The sequence below is a fragment of the Lachnoclostridium sp. MSJ-17 genome, assembly GCF_018918205.1.
Taxonomy (GTDB): Bacteria; Bacillota; Clostridia; order Oscillospirales; family Acutalibacteraceae; genus Ruminococcoides.
Map to the genome: position 1 here is coordinate 1 of NZ_JAHLQB010000052.1, position 25,716 is coordinate 25,716.

Below are 25,716 nucleotides of genomic sequence, written 5' to 3' on the forward strand. Positions count from 1 at the left end.
CCTGTAGTCCGCGACTTAATCGTTGACCGCAGCGTTATGAGGGAAAACCTGATTGCGATACACAACTGGCTCGAGTCAGAAGCAAGTCAAAGCGAAAAAAACATTGACCTTGCCTACGATGCGTCAAGGTGTATTCAATGTGGCTGCTGCCTTGATGTATGCCCGATTTTTACGGCAGGTGAGAGCTTTTTTGGCGCGGCGGCGTTTGTTCCTGCTTCAAGAATCCTTTCGCAGCTCCCGAAAGGTAAAAAATACGATTTAGTGAATGAATACGGAAAGCATATATACAGCGGCTGCGGCAAATCGCTGTCCTGTCACAATATTTGCCCTGTCGGAATCGACGTTGAACACAAGCTGAGCAATTCAAACGCGGTTGCGGTTTGGAAGCGGTTTTTCAAATAATAAAGGCTGTGCGTGTATAACACAGTCTTATGTTCCTCAATTTAATTTGCCCAAGCTAACTGAGTTGCGGAAAGGTTTCAAAGTCGGGCACAATGAACTTGCAAGCGGCGCGACGATATGATAAGATGATAATGTAGATTAACCCTGACAGAACCGCAAAAACAAACGAAAAGGAGAGAGAACATGAAGAAAAGCCGAAAGCTCAGCGCAGTTTTGCTTGCGGCAGTGATGCTAATGACAATTTCCTCAGTTTCTGCCGGAGCGATGACTGTTGTCAGAGACGGCAAGGAGTATACTCTGGAAACACACACGCCTACTACGGGCGACGTACACGTGCTGATGGTCAGGCTCGGATTTGCCGATTACGGAGTTGATGACGCGGAAAATCCCGCGGTCAGCGAGCAAACTCTGTTGTCTTATTTTGACGGCAGCGAGGACAGCGTGAACGCCTATTACGAGGTCTCGTCATACGGTCAGTTTCATTTGCACTGTGACGAGGTTTTCACCTACACAGCACCGCTTGTACGCGCCGAGTATGACAGAGAGAACCGCAGCGCATCATCCTCGCCGGAAGGTTTGATCGCGGAATCGCTGACGTCGCTTAAAGATCAGATCGATTTTGACAAGTACGACAGCAACAACGACGGCTATCTTGATGTTGTCTGCTTTAACTATGCCGGACCCACGGGAGCATGGAACAGCACATGGTGGCCGTATGTCGACAGCGCTGATATTACGGTCGAAAACAAAAAAATTGAAAAATACGCCTTCCTTAAGGAAGGCGCCGGCACTATGAAACACGAATTCGGTCATATTTTCGGAGCTCCCGACTACTATTCCGACAGCGACACCCATGAAGCCACCATTGCGACCTTTGACATGATGTGCAATAGCAGTTCAGACCATAACGGCTTTACAAAATGGCTTTTCGGCTGGCTTTCAAACGACGATATCGCCTATGTAAGCAAGGCAACAGGTGATACGACCGTTTCGCTGGCGCCGTTTGAAACCTCGCTGGGAGACGGCAAGAAAATCGCCGTTGTCGCGCCTGCTATCGACGAACAGACGCCCCTGCTCAGCGAATATTTCATTGTGGAATACGACACCGGCACCGCCAATAACAAACAGACATTTGAAAACTTCAGCTACAGCCCGGGATTCCGCATTTTTCACGTCAATGCAAAAGCGGGGTATGACGATACGGAACTCTATGCGCATTTATTGTCTTCCAACAACAGCTTGAGGCTCAATCTGATCCACAATGTCAAAAACGAGATGAAGGATCCCGATGGATGGGTATTTCAGGATATGTTTTTCCGCGAAGGCGATTCTCTTACGCCGTTGGATTACCCGAACACCGGTTTGACTGTCGACAACATTTACAACGGCAGCTTTACGGGTATAAGCTTCACCGATTTTGTCACGGGCGATAATCCGTCCTTCCGCGTCAGCTTTTCCGACGAACAGGTGCATCAGCCCGATCCGACTTTATCGCTGACTGTTAACAGCCTGAATGCCGACATACGGATGACGATCTATTCGGACAAGCCGATAGTTCAGAGAAGCAGAGATTCCGAACAATATGAGGAGCCGTACCTGATCGACTCCGCCGGCAACAAGCTCACGCTTGATGTGATGCCGATAGAAAACAGCGTATTCAGCTATAAGCTGAGCTACACCAAAAAAAATCCGCCCGTTTCGCCTGAAACGGAATACACGCTTGTTATCCCTGATGGATACTTTATTACGGGCTATGCGCAGGATGTTCCCGAATTTCGCCAAACGCTGATCACCGAAAAGTTTTTGGGACTGACATTTTTAGAGTATTACGCTTTGGATATCGACAGATGTGTCTCCAATATTTTTGCGGCGTTAGACAACAGCTACGGCAGGATCGAGCTTTTTGCCGACAGCCGAAAAGCCGAGTTCACAGAATACAACCTTAGCGGTAAGGCGGTTTTCCGCAATACATTTGACATGCCCGACGTGCTTGGAGAGGAAGAACGGCCGCTAAACTGCCGCGTGTTCCGCCTGAACGACGGCAATTATTCCTTGTGTATCACAACCGGCGTCACCAACTACTTTATAAAAATCGACAGGTACGGAAAAGCTCTGAGCGAGATCTTTACCCTCGGCGATGATGCGGTGGACATCTATATTCAAAATGTAAGCCGCATCGAATTTGAACCGTATAAGAACGGCATTTGCAAGCTGATGAAATTCTCTGGTGATAGGTCGGCAGTCTTGCTGACAATCGATTTTGAGAACGCTCCCAAAATCACCCCGGTTAATTACTTTGAAGCCTATTTCCCGCTTGACAGCAATTCGTATCTGCGCAGACAGTTCATTGAAGACGATATTTATTTGTGCCTTTATAACAGCTCTGACGAAGTTGTCGCAGACATACTTCTTGACGACAGCTTCATGGGCGCTTATACGGAAAACGGTAATATCAAAATACTGTTCAAGCATACCGAAATGACCGCCGACTATAATTCTATCAAATCCTATTATTTTGCCATATACGACAGCAGCGGCAGCCTTTTGGCAAAAGAGGTTCTCAGCGACAGCGCCGCTGAGAATATAAAAAATATTTATACCAACAGCATTGTCGTCACAGACAGCGGATACTACCTCAGCTATAATGAATGGGGTTCGAAGGAAACAAAAGTGTACGTTTTTGACAGCGATTGGAATATGCTCGGAGAGATCAAAGCAGACAGCAAAACTACGCTGCTCTTCACGGGTAACAGCGGAATAGTTATCCGCTCGCTAAAAGTTGCCGCAGACGACGTTCCGTCATTCTCTGTTTCCCGCTTGAGCCTCGTTGAACCGGAAATCATTCCCACGCCTGTTCTCGGCGACGCAAACGGCGACGGCAAGGTCAATATCAGCGACGTAACGGCGCTCCAGCGCAAGCTTGCGCAATATGACGTGCCCGATTTGAATGAGTTGGCAGCGGATATCGACGGCAGCGGACTGAACGTAAACGACGCGACGCTGATCCAAAAGTATCTTGCGGAAATTGACACCGAATATACTATCGGCGAAAAAGTCGAATAGCATTTGCCCGACATTAAAGCGCACCGAGTATCACGGCTCCGGCTTGCGGAGCTTGAAACCGGATATCCGAAATATTTGTAGTGAGTTTTTTTAAAAAAATAAACAGAGCAGGATTTCAAAATGTGATCCTGCTCTGTTTTTTATCGTTACGCCTGTTCTTTTTTCTGTCTGTAATCCTCGAGCGCCGCCTGAATCGCTTCTTCCGCGAGTACGGAACAGTGCATTTTGTATGCAGGCAAGCCGTCGAGCGCTTCTGCTACAGCTTTGTTGGTGAGCTGCATTGCGTCCTCAACGCTCGCGCCCTTGATAAGCTCGGTTGCCATTGAGCTTGACGCAATCGCGCTTGCGCAGCCAAAGGTTTCAAACTTAACGTCGGTTATTACATCGTCGTCAATTTTCAGATACATCTTCATGATGTCGCCGCATTTTGCATTTCCGACTTCTCCTATGCCGTCCGCGTCCTCAATAACACCGAGGTTGCGCGGTTTCAAAAAGTGATCCATTACCTTATCGCTGTATAATGCCATTTTTGTTTCCTCCTATTTCAAAATAAAGTCCTTTTTGCCTTCAGTCAGGTCGCGCCAAACAGGGGAGAAGCTCCTCAGATGAGCTACTACCTCTTTAACGGATTCAATTATATAATCCGCCTGTTCTTTCGTTATATCCTCGCCGATGCTCAGTCTTAACGAGCCGTGCGCCACATCATGGATTCTTCCGATAGAAAGCAAAACATGGCTCGGATCAAGCGCGCCCGAGGTGCAGGCGCTGCCCGATGACGCGGAAATACCCTTTTGGTCAAGCAGGAGCAAAATTCCTTCGCCCTCGATTCCCTCAAAGCTGAAATTGATGTTGCCGGCAAGTCTTTGCTTCGCGTCGCCGTTTAGAGCGCTGTGCGGGATTTCGGATAAGCCTTTTATAATATAGTCGCGGATTTCCGTTAAATGCGCGTTGTTCTTCTCTATGTTCGCGACTGCTTCGTTAAGTGCGGCAGCCATTGCCATAATTCCGGGCAGGTTCTCGGTTCCCGCACGTTTGCCGCGTTCCTGAGCGCCGCCTTCAATCAGGTTCTGCAGAATTATTCCCTTCCGAGCGTACAAAAAGCCTACGCCCTTTGGACCGTGGAACTTATGCGCAGAGGCGGAGAGCATGTCGATGTTCTGCGCCTTTACATCAATAGGAAGATGTCCGACTGCCTGAACAGCGTCGGTGTGGAACAGTACTCCGTGCTTTTTGCAAATCGCGCCGATTTCCGCTATGGGCTGAATGGTGCCGATCTCGTTGTTGGCGGTCATTATCGTGACAAGGCAGGTGTCCTCGCGAAGTGCTGCTTCAAGCTCGTCCAAACGAATGATTCCGTTTTCGTGAACGGGCAGGAGCGTGATCTCAAAGCCGTTCTTTTCAAGCTTGCTGAGCGTGTGAAGAATCGCGTGGTGCTCAAACGCGCTCGAGATAATATGCTTCTTTCCGTTTTTCTTGCCGTTAAGCGCGGCAGTCAAAAGCGCCTGATTGTCCGCCTCGCTTCCTCCCGAGGTGAAGATTATCTCACGCGGGCTTGCGTTGATGACGGCGGCGATTTCCTCACGCGCGATTTCAAGCTTTTCCTTTGCCTTCTGACCAATGGTGTACAGGCTCGACGGATTGCCGTACCAGTTGCGCACACAGTCGGTCATTGCGTCGATCGCCGCTTCGCTCATTTTTGTGGTGGCGGCGTTGTCTGCGTATATCTGCATACTTTCAACTCCTTAAACTCAATGATTCTATTATAATCATATACACCTACCGTGTCAATAGGTAAAAGCAAATTAGTCTTGTTTTTGTTACAAAAACCCCTCTATACCTCTTGACAAACAATACTATGCGTGATATAGTATTATCAGAGAGGAGGTATTGCCTTTGGATACGCAATTAAAACGAGGATTGTTTGAAATCTGCGTCTTAGCGGCGATCAGGGACGAGGATTCCTACGGATATCGAATTATCAAGACAATAAAGCCCTATATCGACATCTCTGAATCCACTCTGTATCCGATATTGCGCAGACTCGAGGCTTCGGGACTGATCTCCGTCCGTTCCTCGGAGCACAATGGCAGACTGCGAAAATACTATCACATCAATCAGGCAGGAAAAGAGCGACTTTGTGCCTTCTCTGAGGAATGGCGTGAAATCAGCGCAATTTATCAATTTGTTACAAGGGAGGCAAACTCAAATGAGCACGATTCAAATGAACAAAGCTGAATTTATGAACGACCTTTCACAAAAGCTCGACAAGCTGACGGACGCGGACCGGGAGGAATACATGTCGTTCTTCTCGGAGCTGATCGACGACAAAATCGAGGAAGGTTTGGCAGAAGCATCGGTGGTAGAGTCTCTGGGAGATACAGAGCAGCTTGCAGAGAAAATTCTGACCTCGGTTCCCGTTGAGCTTTCCCCTGAAACGGAGTACGTTGAAGATCATTCGGTCATAGACTGCACAAACCGCTACCTTGACGGTGAGAAGGTTTTTCACTTTACAATAAAAGTCCCGCGCGGTACGAATTTGCGCGATGTCATCATAGAAATCACGCGCGACTACAGCGGAACGACGCTGTTTTACACCAACCTGAAATACTTAGGCGAATCTGAGCCGCAGCAAACCTCAGTTGCGCTTGAACGCACCGACAGCATGTCCGATTACTACGAGTGTATTACAAAGACTTTTGACGAGGCGGGAACCGGAATAAGGCTGTACCTCACCACAGAACACGGAAATTACATGGCGACAGATATCTCCAACAGAAGCACGGCTAAGGGAAACGGATATTGGCTCAGCGCCTGAGAGAATGACTTGATAGCCTTGATTTTTTCATTGCTCCTATGTTATAATATTATTGAAAATATTGCTTTCTCCGTTAATTTGAACGGCGGGGTAGAACGATTCTTTGCGAACGGGAGCGTGAAAAAAACATGATTTCATCAAAAGGACGGTATGCGCTGCGTGTTATGATTGACCTTGCGCGGCAGAACAGCGACGGCTATGTGCCGCTCAAAGAGATCGCCGAGCGGCAGAAAATTTCAAAAAAGTATCTTGAAATAATCGCAAAGGAGCTTGTCAATGCAAAGCTGCTCAAGGGCGTGAGCGGAAAAGGCGGCGGTTATAAGCTCAGCCGCAAGCCCGAGGAGTACCCTGTAGGCGAAATTCTGGACGTTATGGAAAACTCTATGGCGGTAGTTTCCTGCCTTGAAAACGGCGCTGAGGAATGCCCCAGAGCCGCCGAATGCGACACTCTCCCGATGTGGTCGGAGCTGAATCAGCTTATCCATGATTTTCTGTACAATAAAAAATTATCAGACCTGATCTAAAATCAGCCCTCTTTCTCAAAACTCTGAGAAAGAGGGTTTTTGATTTCCTATAAAACCGCGAAAGGCCCAGCTGTAATAAATCGAATCTGACATACGATTATCCGTCGATGCTGCTTGAAATTTTTGAAAAAGAGTAATACAATAAATATAGAGCAAAAGTTCCTCGCGAAAGAACAGCGAAGATACAGAAAAACATGCCGGGCAGCGACGCGTCAGGCATTGCGGAAAAGACAGGGGTCGAAGTGAGGTTTTCACGATGAACAAGACGGACTTTATCAATAAACTGAACGCAGGTTTTTTTGATGAAAAGCTTTCCGTTCTTTACGGACGAGCGAATCAAGCTGTTGAAAGGCAGAGAGAGCGGTACAAAAATGCTGTCGGACGGTTTTCGGAGCTGTTCCCGAAATATGAGGATATCCATGTGTTTTCCGCGCCCGGAAGGACGGAAATCGGCGGCAACCATACCGACCATCAGCACGGCTGTGCATTAGCTGCGGCGGTCAATCTCGATATCATCGCCGTTGTCGCTTTCCGTGAGGAGCGAACAATACACTTCTTCTCAGAGGGATATGGAATGATAAAAGCCGATCTTGACGACCTCTCCGTTCACGAGGAAGAATACGGAACATCAAAAGCCCTGATCTGCGGTATCGCAGCGCGTTTTGAAAAAACAGGCGTGAGTATCGGCGGCTTCGACGCCTATTCCGTGTCGGACGTTCTCGGAGGCAGCGGGCTTTCATCATCGGCGGCGTTTGAAACGCTCGTCGGCTCAATTATTGATATTCACTATAACGATTGCCGCGCCGGAGAGTTAGAAATCGCCAAAACAGGTCAGTTCGCCGAGAATGTTTACTTCGGCAAGGGCAGTGGACTTCTCGATCAGACCGTTTGCTCCGTTGGCGGTTTTGTGTTTATTGATTTTGAGGACACAGAAAATCCGCGCGTCGAAAAGTACAATTTTGATTTCGAAGCAGCGGGCTACAACCTCTGCGTTACAGATACAAAGGGCAGCCACAGCGATTTGACCGGCGATTATATCTCGGTGCCGGGTGAAATGAAGCGAGTCGCTGAATTTTTCGGCAAAAGCGTTTTGCGTGAGGTCGATGAGAAGCAGTTTTTTGACTCACTGCCGCTGCTACGCGGTAAAATGACAGACCGCGAAATCCTCAGAGCCGCGCATTTTTTCGGTGAAAACAAGCGCGCGGTCGCGGAAGCGGAAGCGCTTGATAATAACGACATTGAGCGGTTCTTTGAGCTGTACCGACTGTCGGCGCGCTCGTCGGCGGAATATTTGCAGAACCTATACTCCGTTTCAAAGCCGCTTGAGCAGGGGATACCGCTTGCGATAATGGCGAGCAGGCGAGTTCTCGGAGAAAACGCCCCGGTCAGAGTCCATGGCGGAGGATTCGCGGGGACGATACAAGCCTTTGTTCCGCTTGAAAAAACAGAAGAATACGTCGAGAAAATGAACACGCTGTTCGGCGACGGCAGCTGTTATGTGCTCAGGGTGCGACCCGTAGGAGGTATTGAACTGAAATGATTTACGCTGATATTAAAAGACTTATCGAATATTCTGTTAAAAACGGACTGATCGAGCGCGACGACGAGCTTGTCGTCAGAAATATGCTTATGGACGCGCTTCACGTTTACGACTGGCAGGACGAAAAAACAGAAAACGGAGAAATGACGATCGACGAGATCCTGCTTCCGTTTCTCGATTACGCCTGCGCAAACGGCGTTATCGAGGACACTGCAGCCAACCGCGATCTATTCGACACAAAGCTTATGGGCATCGTAACGCCTATGCCGCGCGAGGTAAAACGGGAGTTTTATGAACTGCATTCAAAATCTCCGCTTGAAGCGACCGAGTGGTACTATTCGTTCAGCCAAAAGCTGAATTATGTCCGCGCCGGAAGGATAGCAAAGGACATCCGCTGGAAATATCCCTGCGAGTACGGCACTCTCGACATCACGATCAACCGCTCAAAGCCCGAAAAGGATCCGCGTGACATCGCGAAAGCCCGTCAGAGCGCAGCGGCAAAATATCCGCAGTGTCAGCTTTGCGCGGAAAATATGGGATTTGCCGGAAACCCGAATCACCCGGCACGGCAAAATCTTCGTCCTGTCCCGGTCAAAATCAACGGCGAAAGCTGGTATTTGCAGTACTCTCCCTACGGCTATTACAACGAGCACTGCATCGTGTTCAACGAGCGCCACATTCCGATGGTTATCGACGACGCGGTTTTTAAGAAGCTGTTCGACTTTGTCGCGCTGCTGCCGCATTATTTTGTTGGTTCCAACGCTGATTTGCCGATCGTCGGCGGCTCTATCCTCAGCCACGAGCATTTTCAGGGCGGCAATTACCGCTTTGCTATGGCTGACGCAAAATCAGAGCATATTTTTCAGTTAAAGAATTATCAGACGGTTTCAGCCGGAATAATAAAATGGCCGATGTCGGTGATACGTCTCGAGAGCGAGAACAAGGACGAGCTAGGTCAGGCGTGCGCTTATGTGCTGAAAAAATGGCGCGGCTACTCTGACGAAATAGCAGGTATCTACGCCGAGACCGATGGCACACCGCATAACACTATCACGCCTATCGTCAGAAAAAACGGCAGTCTGTTCCAGTGCGATCTGGTTTTAAGAAACAACCTCACCTCCGAGGAACGCCCTCTCGGTATCTTTCATCCCAATCCGTCGCTGCACCACATTAAAAAGGAAAACATCGGCTTGATTGAGGTTATGGGTCTTGCGGTTCTGCCAGCGAGACTTGCAGAGGAGCTGGGCGAGGTTGAAAAGGTGCTGCTGAGCGGCGGAAATCTTGCGGACAATCCGCTCACAGCGGCGCATGCGGACTGGGCGGAATCAGTCAGATCTCGTCATCCCGAGCTTAACGCGGAAAACGCCGCGGAGATCATCCGCAGCGAAGTAGGGGCAGTATTTGAGCAGGTGCTCTGCGACGCCGGCGTTTTCAAGCGCGACAGCGAGGGCAAGGCAGCCTTTATTCGCTTTGTTCATGCATTACTTGAGTGAAAGCATACGCAGAAAACAGAACAGCACCGCAAACTGTGCGGTGCTGCCTATACTATACTAATTAAATAGAATCAAAATTCTCCATTGCATCAAGACCTGTCTGACCTGTTCTCACCTTGACGACATCTTCAACGTCGTAAACGAAGATTTTGCCGTCGCCGATGTGACCGGTGTAGAGGGTCTTTTTTGCCGCCTCGATTACCTTGCCGACGGGTACGGTGCAGACAACGATGTCAACCTGTACCTTCGGAAGCAGATTTGCTTCGATCTGTACGCCGCGGTAATACTCGGGCTTGCCCTTCTGCGTGCCGCAGCCGAGAACGTGGGTTACAGTCATGCCGGTGATGCCGATGTCCATCATAGCGTTCTTGAGCGCTTCAAGACGGGCTTCCTTGCATACGATCTCAACCTTGCTGATCTTCGGTCTGCCCTCGTCAAATACGGGAACCTTCTTAACGGGAATAGCCTCGGCAACAGGAGCGTCACCGCTGACAAGAACGGGAGCCGCAACGCCTTCCTCGACATATTCGGGAACCATTGAGAAGCCGGCGTAAGCGGAAGGCATGCCGTGCTCTGTAGCGTCAAGACCGGTCATTTCTTCCTCACGCGATACGCGGAGACCGAAAATCTTCTTGATGAGGAGGAATACGCAGATCATTGTTACAACTGTCCATGCAGCTACGCTCGCAAAGCCGATGAACTGCAAGCCGAGCAGCTCAAAGCCGCCGCCGTAGAAAAGACCGGTAAGCTTTGTGCCTGCGGAGTTTGCGACAGCATAGCCGGGAGCGGAGTCCGTAGCGAACAGACCGACCGCGAGAGTACCCCAGATACCGTTCATCATGTGAACCGCAACAGCACCGACAGGGTCGTCAATGCGAAGCTTGTAGTCGAGCAGCCATACGCCGAATACTACGAGCAGACCTGCGACCGCGCCGATGATGACCGCGCCGAAGGCGTCGGTAACATCGCAGCCCGCGGTGATCGCTACAAGTCCGGCGAGGGAAGCATTCAGACACATACTTACGTCGGGCTTGCCGTACTTGATCCATGTGAAGATCATGCAGACAACAGTCGCAATCGCGGGAGCAACGGTAGTTGTCAGGAAGATAGAAGCGAGCTGATCTACAGATGTAGCCGCCGCGCCGTTAAAGCCGTACCAGCCGAGCCAGAGGATAAATACGCCCAGAGCGCCGAGCGCGATGTTGTGACCGGGAAATGCGCCGACCTTGACGCTGCCGTCCTTCTGCTTCTTGAATTTGCCGATACGCGCGCCGAGGATCTTCGCGCCGATGAGAGCGGAGATACCGCCGACCATGTGGATAGCGCAGGAGCCTGCGAAATCGTGGAAGCCGAGTCCGCTCAGCCAGCCGCCGCCCCAGATCCAGTGCGCCTCGATCGGGTAGATCACAGCGGAGATAACGCCGGAATATACGCAGTAGGACAGGAACTTTGTACGCTCAGCCATCGCGCCTGATACGATAGTCGCTGTGGTCGCGCAGAACACGAGGTTGAATACGAAGCTCGAGAAATTGAAGCTTGAATAAGCGGTGAAGATGTCAAAACCGGGTTTGCCGATGATTCCGACCAGATCCTCACCCATCAGCAGACCGAAGCCGATAAGAATAAAGGTAACGGTGCCGATACAGAAGTCCATCAGGTTCTTCATGATGATGTTGCCGGTGTTTTTCGCTCTGGTAAAGCCTGCCTCGACCATCGCGAAGCCCGCCTGCATCCAGAACACCAGCGCCGCGCCGATCAGGAACCAGACGGCGAACAGCTGTTCATTTGTCATTTGAGCTACCAGCTCTCTAACAGTTTCATTCATATAGATTACTCCTTAAATTTTATTTACATGACACAACGGCACGAGATTCCGAAGAATCAACGCGCCGTTGCGTTGTCATATGTTAGCCTATCGGGTGATAGCGAGTTCTGACCCGCCGTTTTGCAAGGTTACCGAAACAGAAAACCTCACAAAAGGCGGAGTTGGATGCAACGTCACGTTGCCGCCGTTGCGTTGTCATATGTTAGCCTATCGGGTGATAGCAGGTAAAAATGAGAATTGAAAATCGGAACAATAATGTTCTTCCCTCCGCTTTCAATTCATTCATACTCCGAACAAAAGCTCGGTGTAGCTCGGGTACGGCCAGAAGTCAGACGCTGTGCGGGTCTCCATTTCGTCGCCTACAGCGCGAAGCGCTTCCATCTTTTCAAATACCTTATTTCTGTATGCGAACGCCTTCTCCTGATTGTCCTCGATCTCGGCAGCCGCTTTTGTCTCATTTTCAAGCTCGTCGGTGAGGATCGTGAACTGCTCGAGCTGTTCGGTCAGACTGTTGATAAGCTTGAGCTCGACGTTGACCGAGATGGATTCCGACAAAGCCTTCTTTGCGAGAGCCGTGTCTGTCAGCTCGCGTACAAATGATGATACGGCGGGCGTGATGTTCTTTCTCGCCATGTCGACCATCGTGAGAGCCTCGATGTTGAGCTGCTTGCAGTAGGTCTCGAGGTCGATCTCGTAACGCGCGTGCATCTCGTCAGCGGAGATAATGTTGTTGCTGACAAAGAGATTAACGTTCTTTTCGTCAAGGAAGTGAGCGAGCGCCTCGGGAAGTGATTTCAGGTTATAAAGTCCTCTGCGTTCGGCTTCCTCGACCCACTCTGCGGAGTAGTTGTCGCCGTTGAAGATGATTCTCTGATGAGCGGTAAAGGTGTCCTTGATAAGCGCCTTGAGTGCCGCGTCAAGATCCTCGGCGTCCTTGAGAGCCTCGTAGAACTGACTGAGCTCCTCGGCGACCATGGTGTTGAGCATGTAGTTGGGGCAGGCGATGTTCAGCGCGGAACCGAGAGCGCGGAACTCAAACTTGTTGCCCGTGAACGCGAACGGAGATGTGCGGTTACGGTCTGAATTGTCCTTCTTGAAGTCAGCCAGCACGTCAACTCCGGTGTGCATACGCTCCTTGCCGTGGCTCTTGTAGTCGTCGCCGTTGATAACGGAGCGGACAAGCGCGTCCAGATCGTCGCCGAGATACATTGAAATGATCGCGGGCGGAGCCTCGTTTGCGCCGAGACGGTGGTCGTTGCCGGCGGAGGCTACGGTGATGCGGAGCAGATCCTGATACTCGTCAACCGCCTTGACAACAGCCGCGAGAAAGAGCTGGAACTGATAGTTAGTCTCGGGATTCTTGCCGGGTGAGAGGAGGTTTTCGCCTGTATTGGTTGAAATCGACCAGTTGTTATGCTTGCCGGAGCCGTTTACGCCCTTGAAGGGCTTCTCGTGGAGCAGACAGACGAGGTTGTGCTTTTCGGCGACCTTCTGCATGATTTCCATTGTCAGCTCGTTGTGGTCGGTTGCAATGTTGGAGGTCGAGAAGATCGGAGCAAGCTCATGCTGTGCAGGTGCGACCTCGTTGTGCTTTGTCTTTGCGAGAACGCCGAGCTTCCAGAGCTCCTCGTCGAGATCCTTCATGTAAGCCGCGACTCTCGTTTTGATCGAGCCGAAGTAGTGATCCTCAAGCTCCTGACCTTTGGGAGCCATTGCGCCGAACAGCGTTCTGCCGCAGAGCTTCAGATCCTCTCGCTGCTCGTACAGATCCTTGTCAACCAAAAAGTATTCCTGTTCGGGGCCGACGGTAGTCGCGACGCGCTTTACGTCGGTTTTGCCGAGAAGATGAAGCACCTTCACAGCCTCTGCGCTCAGACGCTCCATGGAACGGAGCAGCGGAGTCTTTTTGTCGAGCACCTCTCCGGTGTAGGAGCAGAATGCCGTCGGGATATATAATGAACCGTCGCGCACAAACGCGGGTGAAGTCGGGTCCCATGTGGTGTAGCCGCGAGCTTCAAAGGTCGCTCTGATGCCGCCGGAGGGGAATGACGACGCATCGGGTTCACCCTTGATCAGCTCCTTGCCTGAGAACTCCATGATGACTCCGTCGCCGTGGGGCGTGATGAAGCTGTCGTGCTTCTCGGCGGTAACGCCGGTCATAGGCTGGAACCAGTGTGTGAAGTGTGTGCATCCGAGCTCGACCGCCCAGTCCTTCATCGCGTTGGCGACGACGTTAGCAACGCCCTCGTCAAGGGGCTCGCCGTTCTCAACGGTCTTTTTAAGAGCCTTATATGTCGCCTTGGGCAGGCGCTCCTGCATTACCTTGTCGTTGAATACCATGCTGCCGAACATTTCGGGAACCTTACTCATAATTATCTCTCCTTTGATTGCTTTGGCAACAAAAAAGGCGCCGATGGCTTTTGTGCCATCAGCGCCCTTGCTGTGTCATTGCCGTTATTATAGCGCCTTGAAATGGATTTGTCAAGCACTTTTGCAATATTTTTTTTATTTCTTGCAAAAAATGGATTATTTAACCATTTTGACTAAAGTATTTCGCGAATTTCTGAAATATCTCTCCGAAAAAATGCAAGTTGGCTATTGACAACAGCATACAGCGGTATTATAATGGTACACATGATGGATTTTGCAGGAATGCGATTCACGACTTGCAGAATTAGAAAGGATTGATTTTATGTCCCATGCAGATGAACAACCTGCTCAGAGAGAAAATATGATTAAAGACTCTCTTTACTCACCCGCCTTCGAGCACGACAACTGCGGTATCGGAGCGGTAGTAAATATCAAGGGTTCAAAGACTCACGCCACGGTTGAGAACGCTCTTACTATAGTAGAAACGCTCGAGCACCGCGCGGGCAAGGACGCCGAGGGAAAGACCGGCGACGGCGTGGGTATACTTTTGCAGATTTCGCATAAGTTCTTCTCAAAAACTGCAAAATCACTGAATATTCCTATCCGCGGCGAACGCGACTACGCCGTAGGCATGTTTTTCTTCCCGCAAAACGAGCTCAGACGCAACCAAGCGCGCAAGATGTTTGAGATCATCGCCGAAAAGGAAGGCTTGAAGGTTCTCGGCTGGCGCGAGGTTCCGTCGAACCCGTCGGTACTCGGTGCGAAGGCTCTCGAATGTATGCCGAATATCCAGCAGTGCTTCATCGACCGTCCTGAGGGTGTAAAGCGCGGTATCGACTTTGACCGCAGGCTCTATGTCGCGAGAAGATTTTTTGAGCAGAGCAACGAGGACACCTACGTTGTTTCGCTCTCAAGCCGCACTATCGTATATAAAGGCATGTTCCTTGTCGGCGACTTGCGCCGCTTTTTCACGGATTTGCAGGATAAGGACTACGAATCCGCCATTGCTCTGGTTCATTCGCGCTTTTCAACCAACACCTTCCCGAGCTGGCAGAAGGCTCACCCGAACCGAATGATCGTCCACAACGGCGAGATAAACACTATCCGCGGCAATGCCGACAAGATGCTCGCGCGTGAGGAAACAATGCAGAGCGAGCACCTTATGGGCGACTTCGACAAGGTTCTTCCCGTTGTAAATCCCGAGGGCAGTGATTCCGCAAGGCTCGACAACACCCTCGAATTCCTCGTTATGAGCGGTATGGATCTGCCGCTCGCGGTTATGATAACCATTCCCGAGCCGTGGGAAAACAATCACGCAATGCCGCAGAAGGAGCGCGATTTCTATCAGTATTACGCGACAATGATGGAGCCGTGGGACGGCCCCGCGTCGATACTGTTCTCGGACGGCGATGTAATGGGAGCGGTGCTCGACCGAAACGGACTGAGACCCTCGCGCTATTATGTCACCGACGACGATAACCTGATTTTGTCCTCCGAGGTAGGCGCATTGCCCGTTCCGGCGGATAAAATCGTCAAAAAGGAACGCCTGCACCCGGGCAAAATGCTGCTCGTCGACACCGTTCAGGGAAAACTGATCGACGACGAAGAAATCAAGCTGCAGTACGCTTCACGTCAGCCCTACGGCGAATGGCTTGACGCGAATCTGACCCGTCTGAAATACCTGAAGGTGCCTAACGCGAAGGTCGAGGAGCATCCGCGCGACGAGTTGCGCAGACTCCAGAAGGCGTTCGGCTACACCTACGAGGACGCGATGACATCTATCCTGCCCATGGCTCAGAACGGCTCGGAGCCGATCGCCGCTATGGGCTGCGACAAGCCGCTCGCGGTTCTCAGCAAGCAGCCGCTGCCGCTTTTTGACTACTTCAAGCAGGTATTCGCTCAGGTCACCAATCCTCCGATCGACGCGATCAGAGAGGAAATCGTGACCTCAACCACCATATATATAGGAAAAGACGGCAATCTGCTCGAGGAGGAGCCCGGCAACTGCAAGGTTATCAAGGTCGTCAACCCGATTCTCACCTCAACGGGACTCTTAAAGCTCAAGAAAATGAAGCTCTCGGGCTTCAAGGTAGCCGTTATCCCGATGCTTTACTACAAGAACACAAAACTCTCAAAGGCTATCCGCCGCCTGTTTGTCGAGGCTGACAAGGCGTGCGCTGACGGAGCGAACATACTTATCCTCTCCGACAGGGGTGTTGACGAGAATCGTCTTGCTATTCCGTCGCTGCTCGCTGTTTCCGCACTGCACCAGCACCTTGTCGCGACAAAGAAGAGAACAGCGCTCTCTATCGTCCTTGAGAGCGGCGAACCCAGAGAGGTTCATCATTTCGCCACACTTCTCGCATACGGCGCGAGCGCTGTCAACCCGTATCTTGCTCACGAGACAATACACGAGCTGATTCAGGACGATTTGCTCGACAAGGATTACTACGCGGCTGTCAACGACTACAACGACGCGGTGCTCCACGGAATCGTAAAAATTGCGTCAAAAATGGGTATCTCGACTCTCCAGTCATATCAGGGCTCAAAGATTTTTGAGGCTGTCGGTCTGGGCAGAGAGCTTATCGACGAGTATTTCACCGGCACAGTCAGCCGTATAGGCGGCATAACCCTCGAGGACGTTGAAAACACCGTCGATTCGCTCCACACCGCCGCGTTTGACCCGCTCGGACTGAGCGTGAGCAATGAATTGCCCTCACGGGGCGGTCACAAGAGCCGCAGCGGCAAAGAGGAGCATCTCTACAATCCGCAGACCATACACGCGCTTCAATACGCGACCAAATTCAACAACTACGAGCGCTTCAAGGAATATTCAAGAATGCTGACCGAGGAAATGGATCCCGTCAGCGTGAGAGGACTGCTCGATTTCAATTTTGCCGAAACTCCTGTTCCGCTCGACGAGGTAGAGAGCGTTGACAGCATCGTAAAACGCTTCAAGTCAGGCGCGATGAGCTACGGCTCGATCTCGCAGGAGGCTCACGAGGCTCTCGCTATTGCAATGAACAAGCTCGGCGGCAAGTCGAACTCCGGCGAGGGCGGCGAAAGTCCCGAGAGGATCGCGACTAAGGGGACGGCTGAAAACCGCTGCTCGGCTATCAAGCAGGTCGCCTCAGGCCGCTTCGGCGTAACCTCGGCGTATCTCAATTCAGCCGACGAGATCCAGATAAAAATGGCTCAGGGCGCAAAACCCGGCGAGGGCGGACATCTTCCCGGCAACAAGGTCTATCCGTGGATCGCAAAGACAAGACACTCAACTCCGGGCGTTTCATTGATTTCGCCGCCGCCTCACCACGATATCTATTCGATCGAGGACTTGGCTCAGCTAATTTATGACCTGAAAAACGCCAACAAAAAGGCGCGTATCTCTGTCAAGCTCGTGTCGGAAGCCGGCGTAGGCACCGTAGCGGCGGGCGTCGCGAAGGCGGGAGCCGAGGTCATTCTGATTTCAGGCTACGACGGCGGCACCGGAGCCGCTCCGAGAAGCTCCATTTACAACGCGGGACTTCCGTGGGAGCTTGGACTTGCCGAGGCTCACCAGACGCTGATCCTCAACGGTCTGCGCGACAAGGTAATCATCGAGACCGACGGCAAGCTGATGACGGGACGCGATGTGGCGATTGCCGCGATTCTCGGCGCGGAGGAATTCGGCTTTGCGACTGCTCCGCTTGTAACCCTCGGCTGCGCTATGATGCGCGTGTGCAACCTCGATTCCTGTCCCTTCGGCGTGGCGACGCAGAATCCCGAGCTCAGGAAGCGCTTCAGGGGCAAGCCCGAGTATGTTGTCAACTTCATGCTCTTCATTGCTCAGGAGCTGCGTGAATACATGTCAAGGCTTGGCGTTCGCACAGTCGACGAGCTTGTCGGCAGAACAGATTTATTGAAGAGAAACAGCAAGGAGAGCAAAATCGACCTGTCGCTCCTGCTCAACAGCAGCTTCGCAGGCGAGAAGATCTCCTATAACAACAAGAACAAGTACGATTTCAAGCTCAGCGATACCCTCGACGAGAAGGTTATCGAAAAGAAGCTCAAAAAGGCTAAGTCTATTGAAATCGACATCAAAAATACCGACCGCTCTCTGGGTACGGCATTCGGCTCCGAGATCACGAAGAAGTACGGCGATACCCTCACTGACGACACCTACAAAATCACCTGCAACGGCTCAGGCGGTCAGAGCTTTGGCGCGTTTATCCCGAACGGTCTGACAATGGAGCTTCGCGGCGATTCAAACGACTACTTCGGCAAGGGACTTTCGGGCGGCAAGCTGATCGTATATCCGCCTAAGGGCTCCAAATTCAAGGCTGATGAGAACATCATCATCGGCAACGTAGCTCTCTACGGCGCGACGAGCGGCAAGGCATTCATCAACGGCGTGGCAGGCGAGCGATTCTGCGTGCGCAATTCCGGCGCGACTGCGGTCGTTGAGGGCGTAGGCGAGCACGGCTGCGAGTACATGACGGGCGGCAAGGTCGTCATTCTCGGAAGAACCGGCAAAAACTTCGCCGCAGGTATGTCCGGCGGCGTGGCGTATGTTCTCGATGAGCGCCACCACCTCTACAAGCGTCTCAACAAGGAGCTGGTGGAGTGCGGCGAAATAACCGAACAGCGCGATATCGACGAGCTCAGGGCGCTTATCTCAGAGCACGTTGAAGCGACAGGCTCCGAAAAGGGCAGACAGATTCTCAGTAATTTCGATGAATATCTGCCCCTGTTCAAAAAGGTTATCCCGCACGATTACAAGATGATCGTTGAAACTATCGAGCAGAACGAGCGCAGCGGCATGGACGAGGAAACGTCAAAAATCGAAGCGTTCTATCAGCTGATCCATTCAAGGTAAAAGGAGGCAAACAACATGGGAAATCCGTTTGGATTTATGGAATATGAAAGGCAGGACGCGCCTGCGGCTTCCGTTTACGAGCGCATCAAAAACTTCAACGAGTTCCACACTCCGCTCACTTTGCAGGAGCAAAAGAAGCAGGGCGAGCGTTGTATGCACTGCGGCGTGCCGTTCTGTCAGTCGGGAATGGCGCTCAGCGGAATGATCTCAGGCTGTCCGCTCAATAATTTAATTCCCGAGTGGAATAATCTCGTCAGTCTCGGAGCGTGGAAGCAGGCATACGAGAGATTAAGTCTGACAAATCCCTTCCCTGAATTCACCTCACGCGTTTGTCCCGCTCTGTGCGAAAAGGCTTGCACCTGCGGGGCAAACGGCGAGTCGGTGACAACAAGGGCGAACGAATACAGCATTATCGAAACCGCCTACCGTGATGGGTACGCAGGCGCTCAGCCGCCGAAGGTACGCACCGGCAAGAAGGTCGCGGTCATCGGCTCGGGACCCTCGGGACTCGCGGCGGCTCAGATGCTCAACCGCAGAGGTCACAGCGTGACGGTTTACGAGCGCAGCGACCGTCCGGGCGGTTTGCTGATGTACGGAATCCCGAACATGAAGCTCGAGAAGCAGATCATCGAGCGCAAGCTCAACATCATGAGCGAGGAAGGCGTGACATTTGTAACCAACACAAACGTCGGCAAGGATATTTCCGCAGAAGAATTAAAGAACAGCTACGACAGCATCATTCTCGCCTGCGGAGCCTCAAATCCGCGCGATATAAAGGTAAACGGACGTGAAGCAGAAGGGGTATACTTCGCGGTTGATTTTCTGAAATCGACCACAAAGGCTCTGCTTGACAACGGGTTGAAGGAAGGAACTTTTATATCGGCAAAGGACAAGAACGTCATCGTCATCGGCGGCGGCGATACGGGCAACGACTGCGTAGGCACCTGCGTGCGCCACGGCGCAAAGAGCGTTACTCAGCTCGAGATGATGCCCAAGCTGCCGGACGAGCGCACCGAGAGCAATCCGTGGCCTGAGTGGCCGAGGGTGTGCAAGACCGACTACGGTCAGGAGGAAGCGGCGGCAGTCTACGGCAGCGACCCGAGGGTGTATCAGACAACCGTCAAGGAGTTTTTGAAGGACGAGAACGGCAGGCTAAAGGGCGCGGTTTTCGTAAAGCTCGAGCGCGGAAAGGACGGCAGAATGACTCCCGTTGAGGGCTCAGAGAACGAGGTGCAGGCTGAGCTTGTGCTGATCGCGGCGGGCTTCCTCGGCAGCGAGAGCTATGTTTCACAGGCGTTCGGAGTTGAGCTGAACGCGCGCACAAACGTCGCGACAGAGCAGAGCTCGCACCGCACAAATGTTGAGAACATATACACCGCCGGCGATATGCACATCGGTCAGTCGCTTGTTGTACGCGCTATCCGCGAGGGAATCGACTGCGCCCGCGAGGTTGACAGAGACCTGATGGGTTACACGAATCTGTGAGGAAAAATATTATGACGAAATATATATTTGTAACAGGCGGCGTCGTGTCGGGACTCGGCAAGGGCATTACCGCCGCTTCACTCGGACGTTTGCTCAAAGCCCGCGGCTTGAAAGTAGCGGCACAGAAGCTCGACCCGTATATCAACGTTGACCCGGGCACCATGAGCCCGTATCAGCACGGCGAGGTATACGTCACCGAGGACGGAGCAGAAACCGACCTCGACCTCGGCCACTACGAGCGTTTTATTGACGAGGATCTTAACAAATTCTCTAACCTCACCACCGGCAAGGTCTATTCAAACGTCCTGCAAAAGGAGCGCAAGGGCGAATACCTCGGCAAGACGGTTCAGGTGATCCCTCACGTGACCGATGAGATAAAGCGGTTCATTTACTCTGTCGGCAAAAAGACCGACGCGGATGTTGTTATCACCGAAATCGGCGGCACCATAGGCGACATCGAGAGTCAGCCGTTTCTCGAGGCTATCCGTCAGGTAGGGCAGGAGGTAGGACAGGACAACAGGCTGTATATCCACGTCACGCTTGTGCCGTATCTCAAGGCGTCGGGCGAGCACAAGAGCAAGCCCACACAGCACTCCGTAAAGGAGATGCAGAGCTTCGGAATTTCTCCCGACGTGATTATCCTTCGCGTGGACGAACCGATAACCGACGCGAATATTTTTGACAAAATCGCGCATTTCTGCAACGTCCGCCGCGACTGCGTCATCGAGAACATGACTTTGCCCGTTCTCTACGAAGCGCCGCTTATGCTCGAAAAGGCGGGCTTCTCGGATATCGTCTGCCGTGAGCTGAAAATTGAGAGCCAAAAACCCGACCTCTCCGACTGGGAGCAGATGGTCGGACGCATCAAGAGCCGTCAGAAAACGGTTACTATAGGCTTAGTCGGCAAGTACGTCGAGCTGCACGACGCGTATCTCTCCGTCGCCGAAGCGCTCCGACACGCGGGGTATTATCAGAACGCGGTCGTTGACATCAGGTGGATCGACTCCGAGCAGATAACCGACGAAAACGCTCCGGAAATTCTCGGAGAGCTCGATGGAATAATCGTTCCGGGCGGCTTCGGCAAGCGCGGGATCGAGGGTATGATCGCCACCGCGCGCTACGCGAGAGAGAAAAAAATTCCCTACTTCGGAATCTGTCTCGGCATGCAGATAGCGGTGATCGAATTCGCGCGCAACGTTGCCGGGCTTAAAAACGCCGATTCGGGTGAGTTTGCCCAGAACGTGCCGAAGGTCATCGACTTTTTGCCCGACCAGAGCGACGACACGGACAAGGGCGGAACCCTCAGACTTGGAGCTTACCCCTGCGTTTTGCAGGACAGCACCGTAATCAAGGCGGCTTACGGCAAGTCTGAGATATCGGAGCGGCACCGCCATCGCTACGAGTTCAACAACGAGTACCGCCGCGTATTACAGGACGCGGGGCTGACTCTCTCCGGACTCTCGCCCGACGGTAATCTCGTTGAGACCGTTGAGCTGAGCGACCGCGACTTTTACGTCGGAGTGCAGTACCACCCCGAATTCAAGTCGCGTCCGAACAAGCCGCATCCGCTGTTCTCGGCATTCATTAAAGCCTCTTTGTAACATAAAAAAACCGTTGTACCAGACTTGATCAATCTGGTGCAGCGGTTAATTTTTTGCTTTGATATGATATATTATTAAAGCATTTTTCGAAAATTTATTGTTTTCAGGTAGTGATTGTTTGAACATAGCAAACTAAATTAATTAAATTTCTATATGATGTCTTGTTAATAGCAACAAAAATATCTGTGAGCATCTTGACACAGCGGACGCATCGGCATTTCGGAGTGCGTAAAGATGATAACCTCTCTTTATGTCAATAAAAATGTGGCAAGTTAAACGAAATAGCAATAATATGCCAAATGGCAACGAACCTTCGTCAAAATCCTCTGAATAAGCGTTTTTCTGGACAGCGCGCATTTTCTCTGATATAATGGATACGGAAATCAATCAGGGGGCAGCATTATGGACGCGTTTGAAATTCTTAAAGACAAGAGCATAAAGAAGTTAGAGGCGAGAAAGCTGATTATCGATTTGATAAACAGCGGAAGCTTTTCTTCCGATGATTTTTTCGACAGGGCAGACGAGTTGAACGAAAAGCAGACCGCGACCTTTCTGGAGGCGGTTGAGAGCATAACGGGGCAAAAGGAGAGCTGTCTTGGGATTGAGTATCTCAGGTTTGCTGAGCGATATATATTGTCAGCGAACAACTCCTGCAAGCGGGAAGCCTCACGCGTTGTCGGAAATATGGCTGCGCTTTACCCCGATGAGCTCGACGGAGCTATTGATGCTCTGCTCAAAAACACCTCTGACAGCGGCACGGTTGTCCGCTGGGGCAGCGCCTACGCGCTGGCGAGAATCGTTGTTTTGGAGCGATACAAGGGCAGCGGACTCGTTGACACGGTCAGAGAAATCTATGAGAGCGAGCAGGAGAGCGGAGTGAAAAATCAGTACGCCAAGGCTCTCAGGCGCATAAAGGCGATGTAAGGAGGAATAAAATTGAATTTGTCGGTAAGACGTGCGGCGGAAAGAGATATACCAAAGATACTTGATCTTCTCGTGCAGGTTGATATGGTTCATCACAACGGCAGACCTGATATTTTCAAAGGTCCCGCTACGAAGTACAATTCCGAGGAGCTGAGGACTATAATCAGCCGCGCATCCACTCCCGTTTTTGTCTGCGTAGATGAAAACGACGTTCCGCTCGGTCACGCTTTCTGCATTCACAGGAGGGTAGTCGGCGACTCTGTTCTGACCGATATAAGGACGCTTTACATCGACGACATCTGCGTTGACAGCGCCGCGCGCGGAAAGCACGTCGGCAAAACGCTGTACGACGCGGTAATCGCTTACGCAAAGGAACAAGGCTTCTACAACGTCACCCTCAACGTTTGGTCGTGCAACTCCGCAGCGGTGAAATTCTATGAGGCTATGGGTCTTGTACCTCAAAAAATCGGTATGGAGAAAATATTGTAAGAATATAAGGATGCTGTTCTCAGTGTCCTTTTTTCTGTTTTAGAAATATTACTGTTCATGACTCCGCCGGGCGAATGTATATAGGTCCTTTACAAAACACCTGTTTTTGGCTATAATATTATATACTAACTTAAGACCATACTTCTCAGACATAAAATCTCAGACCGCTGTTTTGACAGACGCCCGGTGCGCTGCTTACGGTGTTATTTGCGGTACGCTCTTTAGGGACGCTGCCGAAGGAAGATATTTGACAGGAGTTGCTTATGTATTATCTGATCGAGGAAACGCTGACGGAGGTCGGCTTTGAACAAATAACAAACCCTTCCGCCCAATATGTGGCGACGCTCACTCCCGACGAGTGGGAAGCTAAGAAGGACAGCTTTGACATGGGCATAGACATCGAGCCTGATTTCCGGAATATTCACTCCACAAAGGCGGAAGTGAACTACGATTCGCTGACGGGCACATTTTTCATTCCGGACAGGAGCAATATATCGGGCGGCGGCGAAAAATTCGCCTTTGCGCTCGACGAAAAGGGAATAGTTTTCATCGACGGAAGCGGCGCCGCGGAGCGCGTTATCTCCGAGGTCAGGAGGACAAAGAAATGGAGACTGCCGAGCCTTGAGCGGTTCCTCTACGATTTTCTGGAGCAGCTTGTAAAGAGCGACCGCGACCTGCTGGAGCGTTACGAGCAGGAGCTTGACAAAACGGAGCTTGCGGTTATAAACGGGGAGCAGGAGGATTCTCAGGAGCGTGTGAACGAGATCCGCGGCGAGATCCGCGACCTTCGCATCCACTACGACCAGCTTCTCGATTTCAGTCAGGAGTTGGAGGAGAACGAAAACAATTTCTTTAAGCACGACAATCTGCGCTATTTCCGTTTGATTTCAAACAGGATCGAACGCCTGCGCGACACAACCATAGCTCTCGGCGACCACGCAATGCAGATTCGAGACATCTACAAATCCTACCTCGACATCAAGCAGAACCGTATTATGACAGTGCTGACAATTGTGACGACTGTATTTATGCCTCTCACGCTGATTGCGGGCTGGTACGGAATGAATTTCAAATATATGCCCGAGCTTGAAACGGAGTGGGGGTATCCCGTTGTGATAATTGCGAGCGTGCTTATTGTCGCAGGCAGCCTGCTGTTTTTCAAAAAGAAGAAATGGCTCTGATAGAAACGAAAAGCGCTCAATAAAAACTCTCGGTTGCCCCGGGATTCGCGGAAATCTTATACTTAGTTTTATTCCCGTGAAAAAACTCTTGACAAAGTGCTTTATACCTGATATAATAAACCAGTAAGGTCAGGCTAACCGCCTGACTTTTATAGTTTACGCAGAGGTTAGCTTACGCTAACTTTTGCCGGGGTGACGTACATGGAACGGAATCAAAAGGTAGAAGATTATATGAGAACCATCTATCGCCTTCGGAAAAACGGCTTGGTGCGCGGCGCGTATATCGCGCGTGAGCTGGGAGTATCGAAGCCAACGGTTTCTGTCGCGCTCAGAGAAATGGAAGCTGCGGGTTATTTGACTGTTTGGCATGACCGGACAATTGAATTGACCGAAAAAGGCGAAGCAATCGGGAAATCTGTCATAGAACGAAACAATGTGCTTTTTGGCTTGTTGACCGATTTAGGTGTTGACAAGAGAATCGCTGATGCAGATGCCTGCAATATGGAGCATGGAATCAGTGATGAATCACTGAGAGCATTGATTGAGCTGCGGCACTTTCTTCGTGTCATTCGCAATACGTATTATTCGGAAAAAACAGATGAGTAGTTTTATACCACGAGGTTAGTTCAGACTAACTATATACAATAATCAGAAAAGAGGTATCGCTATGCCGCTTACACTGGCTGTTCCCGGCGAACAAAATATTATAAAGCGTATCGGCGGTAACGCTGAGGTACGGGCGCACCTGCAAAATTTAGGGTTTGTATCGGGCGCCGTCGTTACAGTAATTTGCTCTATGGGGGGAAACCTGATTGTCAATGTTAAAGACGCGCGGATTGCAGTAAGCAGAGAAATGGCGCAGAAAATATATATTTAAGGAGGAAGAAAATGAAAACATTAAGAGAGGTTGCTGTCGGCAGCACCTGCAAGGTTAAAAAGCTCCACGGTGAGGGCGCTGTAAAGCGCCGTATTATGGACATGGGCATTACAAAGGGCGTGGAAATTAAGGTGCAGAAGGTCGCTCCCCTGGGTGACCCGATGGAAGTCACAGTCAGGGGTTATCATCTATCCATTCGCAAGGCTGACGCAAATATGGTAGAAGTGGAATAACAGCGCTTTTCCCACCTGGCAGTTAGCGATCGCTAACAG

The 25,716-nt window shown here is 51.2% G+C and carries 21 protein-coding genes; 17 read left to right on the forward strand and 4 right to left on the reverse strand.

Translation table 11 applies throughout. The features are described from left to right. Together KQI64_RS04505 and KQI64_RS04510 are read left to right on the forward strand one after the other, a co-directional pair. The coding region (locus KQI64_RS04505) for a 4Fe-4S dicluster domain-containing protein (RefSeq protein WP_216523537.1) at window positions 1-402 on the forward strand (402 nt) is incomplete at its 5' end. 183 nt (window positions 403-585) lie between these two features. Continuing rightward, entirely contained in the window at window positions 586-3,465 is a 2,880-nt protein-coding gene (locus KQI64_RS04510) for a dockerin type I domain-containing protein (RefSeq protein WP_216523538.1), read from the forward strand. A gap of 146 nt (window positions 3,466-3,611) precedes the next feature. On the opposite strand, the gene nifU is transcribed toward KQI64_RS04510, so the two are convergent. After that, window positions 3,612-3,992 carry a Fe-S cluster assembly scaffold protein NifU gene (gene nifU / locus KQI64_RS04515; RefSeq protein WP_216523539.1) on the reverse strand — a complete coding sequence of 127 codons (381 nt, stop codon included), beginning with the start codon at window positions 3,990-3,992 and terminating at the stop codon, window positions 3,612-3,614. A 12-nt stretch (window positions 3,993-4,004) separates the two neighbouring features. Next, the gene (locus KQI64_RS04520) at window positions 4,005-5,195 is read right to left on the reverse strand and encodes a cysteine desulfurase family protein (protein WP_216523540.1); all 1,191 of its coding nucleotides are present in this window, start codon (window positions 5,193-5,195) and stop codon (window positions 4,005-4,007) included. 163 nt (window positions 5,196-5,358) lie between these two features. Here KQI64_RS04520 and KQI64_RS04525 point away from each other — a divergent pair, with 163 nt between their 5' ends. From KQI64_RS04525 to KQI64_RS04545, 5 genes are all read left to right on the forward strand, one after another. Next, the gene (locus tag KQI64_RS04525; RefSeq protein ID WP_216523541.1) at window positions 5,359-5,700 is read left to right on the forward strand and encodes a PadR family transcriptional regulator; all 342 of its coding nucleotides are present in this window, start codon (window positions 5,359-5,361) and stop codon (window positions 5,698-5,700) included. After that, entirely contained in the window at window positions 5,672-6,280 is a 609-nt protein-coding gene (locus KQI64_RS04530; protein ID WP_216523542.1) for a DUF1700 domain-containing protein, read from the forward strand. The genes KQI64_RS04525 and KQI64_RS04530 overlap by 29 nt, the downstream gene beginning before the upstream one ends. A gap of 128 nt (window positions 6,281-6,408) precedes the next feature. Beyond that, window positions 6,409-6,804 carry an RrF2 family transcriptional regulator gene (locus KQI64_RS04535; protein ID WP_216523543.1) on the forward strand — a complete coding sequence of 132 codons (396 nt, stop codon included), beginning with the start codon at window positions 6,409-6,411 and terminating at the stop codon, window positions 6,802-6,804. A 256-nt stretch (window positions 6,805-7,060) separates the two neighbouring features. Continuing rightward, window positions 7,061-8,344, forward strand: a complete 1,284-nt coding sequence (locus KQI64_RS04540) for a galactokinase (protein ID WP_216523544.1) — start codon at window positions 7,061-7,063, stop codon at window positions 8,342-8,344. Further along, complete coding sequence (locus KQI64_RS04545) at window positions 8,341-9,837, forward strand: UDP-glucose--hexose-1-phosphate uridylyltransferase (protein ID WP_216523545.1); 1,497 nt, start codon at window positions 8,341-8,343, stop codon at window positions 9,835-9,837. Before KQI64_RS04540 ends, KQI64_RS04545 begins: the two co-directional genes overlap by 4 nt. Window positions 9,838-9,898: 61 nt before the next feature. On the opposite strand, the gene KQI64_RS04550 is transcribed toward KQI64_RS04545, so the two are convergent. Both KQI64_RS04550 and KQI64_RS04555 read right to left on the reverse strand, forming a co-directional pair. Then, window positions 9,899-11,662 (reverse strand): ammonium transporter, encoded by a 1,764-nt coding sequence (locus tag KQI64_RS04550; protein ID WP_216523546.1) that lies wholly within the window; start codon window positions 11,660-11,662, stop codon window positions 9,899-9,901. 282 nt (window positions 11,663-11,944) lie between these two features. Next, on the reverse strand, window positions 11,945-14,032 hold the full coding sequence (locus KQI64_RS04555; RefSeq protein WP_216523547.1) for a glutamine synthetase III family protein: 2,088 nt from the start codon (window positions 14,030-14,032) through the stop codon (window positions 11,945-11,947). 22 nt (window positions 14,033-14,054) lie between these two features. On the opposite strand from KQI64_RS04555, the gene KQI64_RS04560 reads away from it, so the two are divergent. The 10 genes from KQI64_RS04560 (at window position 14,055) to KQI64_RS04605 (ending at window position 25,677) form a co-directional block, all read left to right on the forward strand. Then, on the forward strand, window positions 14,055-14,264 hold the full coding sequence (locus KQI64_RS04560; RefSeq protein ID WP_216523548.1) for a hypothetical protein: 210 nt from the start codon (window positions 14,055-14,057) through the stop codon (window positions 14,262-14,264). Between the two features lie 129 nt (window positions 14,265-14,393). Beyond that, window positions 14,394-18,887 carry a glutamate synthase large subunit gene (gene gltB, locus KQI64_RS04565; protein WP_216523549.1) on the forward strand — a complete coding sequence of 1,498 codons (4,494 nt, stop codon included), beginning with the start codon at window positions 14,394-14,396 and terminating at the stop codon, window positions 18,885-18,887. A gap of 15 nt (window positions 18,888-18,902) precedes the next feature. Next, window positions 18,903-20,372 carry a glutamate synthase subunit beta gene (locus KQI64_RS04570; protein WP_216523550.1) on the forward strand — a complete coding sequence of 490 codons (1,470 nt, stop codon included), beginning with the start codon at window positions 18,903-18,905 and terminating at the stop codon, window positions 20,370-20,372. Between the two features lie 11 nt (window positions 20,373-20,383). Then, window positions 20,384-21,973 carry a CTP synthase gene (locus KQI64_RS04575; RefSeq protein WP_216523551.1) on the forward strand — a complete coding sequence of 530 codons (1,590 nt, stop codon included), beginning with the start codon at window positions 20,384-20,386 and terminating at the stop codon, window positions 21,971-21,973. Window positions 21,974-22,375: 402 nt separating this feature from the next. Further along, window positions 22,376-22,897, forward strand: a complete 522-nt coding sequence (locus KQI64_RS04580; RefSeq protein ID WP_216523552.1) for a HEAT repeat domain-containing protein — start codon at window positions 22,376-22,378, stop codon at window positions 22,895-22,897. 12 nt (window positions 22,898-22,909) lie between these two features. Beyond that, a complete protein-coding gene (locus KQI64_RS04585; RefSeq protein ID WP_330622992.1) occupies window positions 22,910-23,386 on the forward strand; it encodes a GNAT family N-acetyltransferase in 477 nt (158 codons plus the stop codon). A 263-nt stretch (window positions 23,387-23,649) separates the two neighbouring features. After that, window positions 23,650-24,567 carry a magnesium transporter CorA family protein gene (locus KQI64_RS04590; protein WP_216523553.1) on the forward strand — a complete coding sequence of 306 codons (918 nt, stop codon included), beginning with the start codon at window positions 23,650-23,652 and terminating at the stop codon, window positions 24,565-24,567. A 201-nt stretch (window positions 24,568-24,768) separates the two neighbouring features. After that, entirely contained in the window at window positions 24,769-25,173 is a 405-nt protein-coding gene (locus KQI64_RS04595) for a metal-dependent transcriptional regulator (protein WP_216523554.1), read from the forward strand. A 61-nt stretch (window positions 25,174-25,234) separates the two neighbouring features. After that, window positions 25,235-25,444 (forward strand): FeoA family protein, encoded by a 210-nt coding sequence (locus KQI64_RS04600; RefSeq protein ID WP_216523555.1) that lies wholly within the window; start codon window positions 25,235-25,237, stop codon window positions 25,442-25,444. Between the two features lie 11 nt (window positions 25,445-25,455). After that, on the forward strand, window positions 25,456-25,677 hold the full coding sequence (locus KQI64_RS04605) for a FeoA family protein (RefSeq protein ID WP_216523556.1): 222 nt from the start codon (window positions 25,456-25,458) through the stop codon (window positions 25,675-25,677). Window positions 25,678-25,716: the final 39 nt, after the last annotated feature.

Excerpts from the sequence above, each read along its gene's own strand:
- KQI64_RS04590 (WP_216523553.1), top strand. The coding sequence starts at position 23,650 with ATGTATTATCTGATCGAGGAAACGCTGACGGAGGTCGGCTTTGAACAA.
- KQI64_RS04570 (WP_216523550.1), top strand. The coding sequence starts at position 18,903 with ATGGGAAATCCGTTTGGATTTATGGAATATGAAAGGCAGGACGCGCCT.
- KQI64_RS04545 (WP_216523545.1), top strand. The coding sequence starts at position 8,341 with ATGATTTACGCTGATATTAAAAGACTTATCGAATATTCTGTTAAAAAC.
- KQI64_RS04535 (WP_216523543.1), top strand. The coding sequence starts at position 6,409 with ATGATTTCATCAAAAGGACGGTATGCGCTGCGTGTTATGATTGACCTT.
- KQI64_RS04555 (WP_216523547.1), bottom strand. The coding sequence starts at position 14,032 with ATGAGTAAGGTTCCCGAAATGTTCGGCAGCATGGTATTCAACGACAAG.
- KQI64_RS04550 (WP_216523546.1), bottom strand. The coding sequence starts at position 11,662 with ATGAATGAAACTGTTAGAGAGCTGGTAGCTCAAATGACAAATGAACAG.
- KQI64_RS04520 (WP_216523540.1), bottom strand. The coding sequence starts at position 5,195 with ATGCAGATATACGCAGACAACGCCGCCACCACAAAAATGAGCGAAGCG.
- KQI64_RS04600 (WP_216523555.1), top strand. The coding sequence starts at position 25,235 with ATGCCGCTTACACTGGCTGTTCCCGGCGAACAAAATATTATAAAGCGT.
- KQI64_RS04530 (WP_216523542.1), top strand. The coding sequence starts at position 5,672 with ATGAGCACGATTCAAATGAACAAAGCTGAATTTATGAACGACCTTTCA.
- KQI64_RS04595 (WP_216523554.1), top strand. The coding sequence starts at position 24,769 with ATGGAACGGAATCAAAAGGTAGAAGATTATATGAGAACCATCTATCGC.
- gltB (WP_216523549.1), top strand. The coding sequence starts at position 14,394 with ATGATTAAAGACTCTCTTTACTCACCCGCCTTCGAGCACGACAACTGC.
- KQI64_RS04580 (WP_216523552.1), top strand. The coding sequence starts at position 22,376 with ATGGACGCGTTTGAAATTCTTAAAGACAAGAGCATAAAGAAGTTAGAG.
- KQI64_RS04575 (WP_216523551.1), top strand. The coding sequence starts at position 20,384 with ATGACGAAATATATATTTGTAACAGGCGGCGTCGTGTCGGGACTCGGC.
- KQI64_RS04540 (WP_216523544.1), top strand. The coding sequence starts at position 7,061 with ATGAACAAGACGGACTTTATCAATAAACTGAACGCAGGTTTTTTTGAT.
- KQI64_RS04510 (WP_216523538.1), top strand. The coding sequence starts at position 586 with ATGAAGAAAAGCCGAAAGCTCAGCGCAGTTTTGCTTGCGGCAGTGATG.
- nifU (WP_216523539.1), bottom strand. The coding sequence starts at position 3,992 with ATGGCATTATACAGCGATAAGGTAATGGATCACTTTTTGAAACCGCGC.
- KQI64_RS04605 (WP_216523556.1), top strand. The coding sequence starts at position 25,456 with ATGAAAACATTAAGAGAGGTTGCTGTCGGCAGCACCTGCAAGGTTAAA.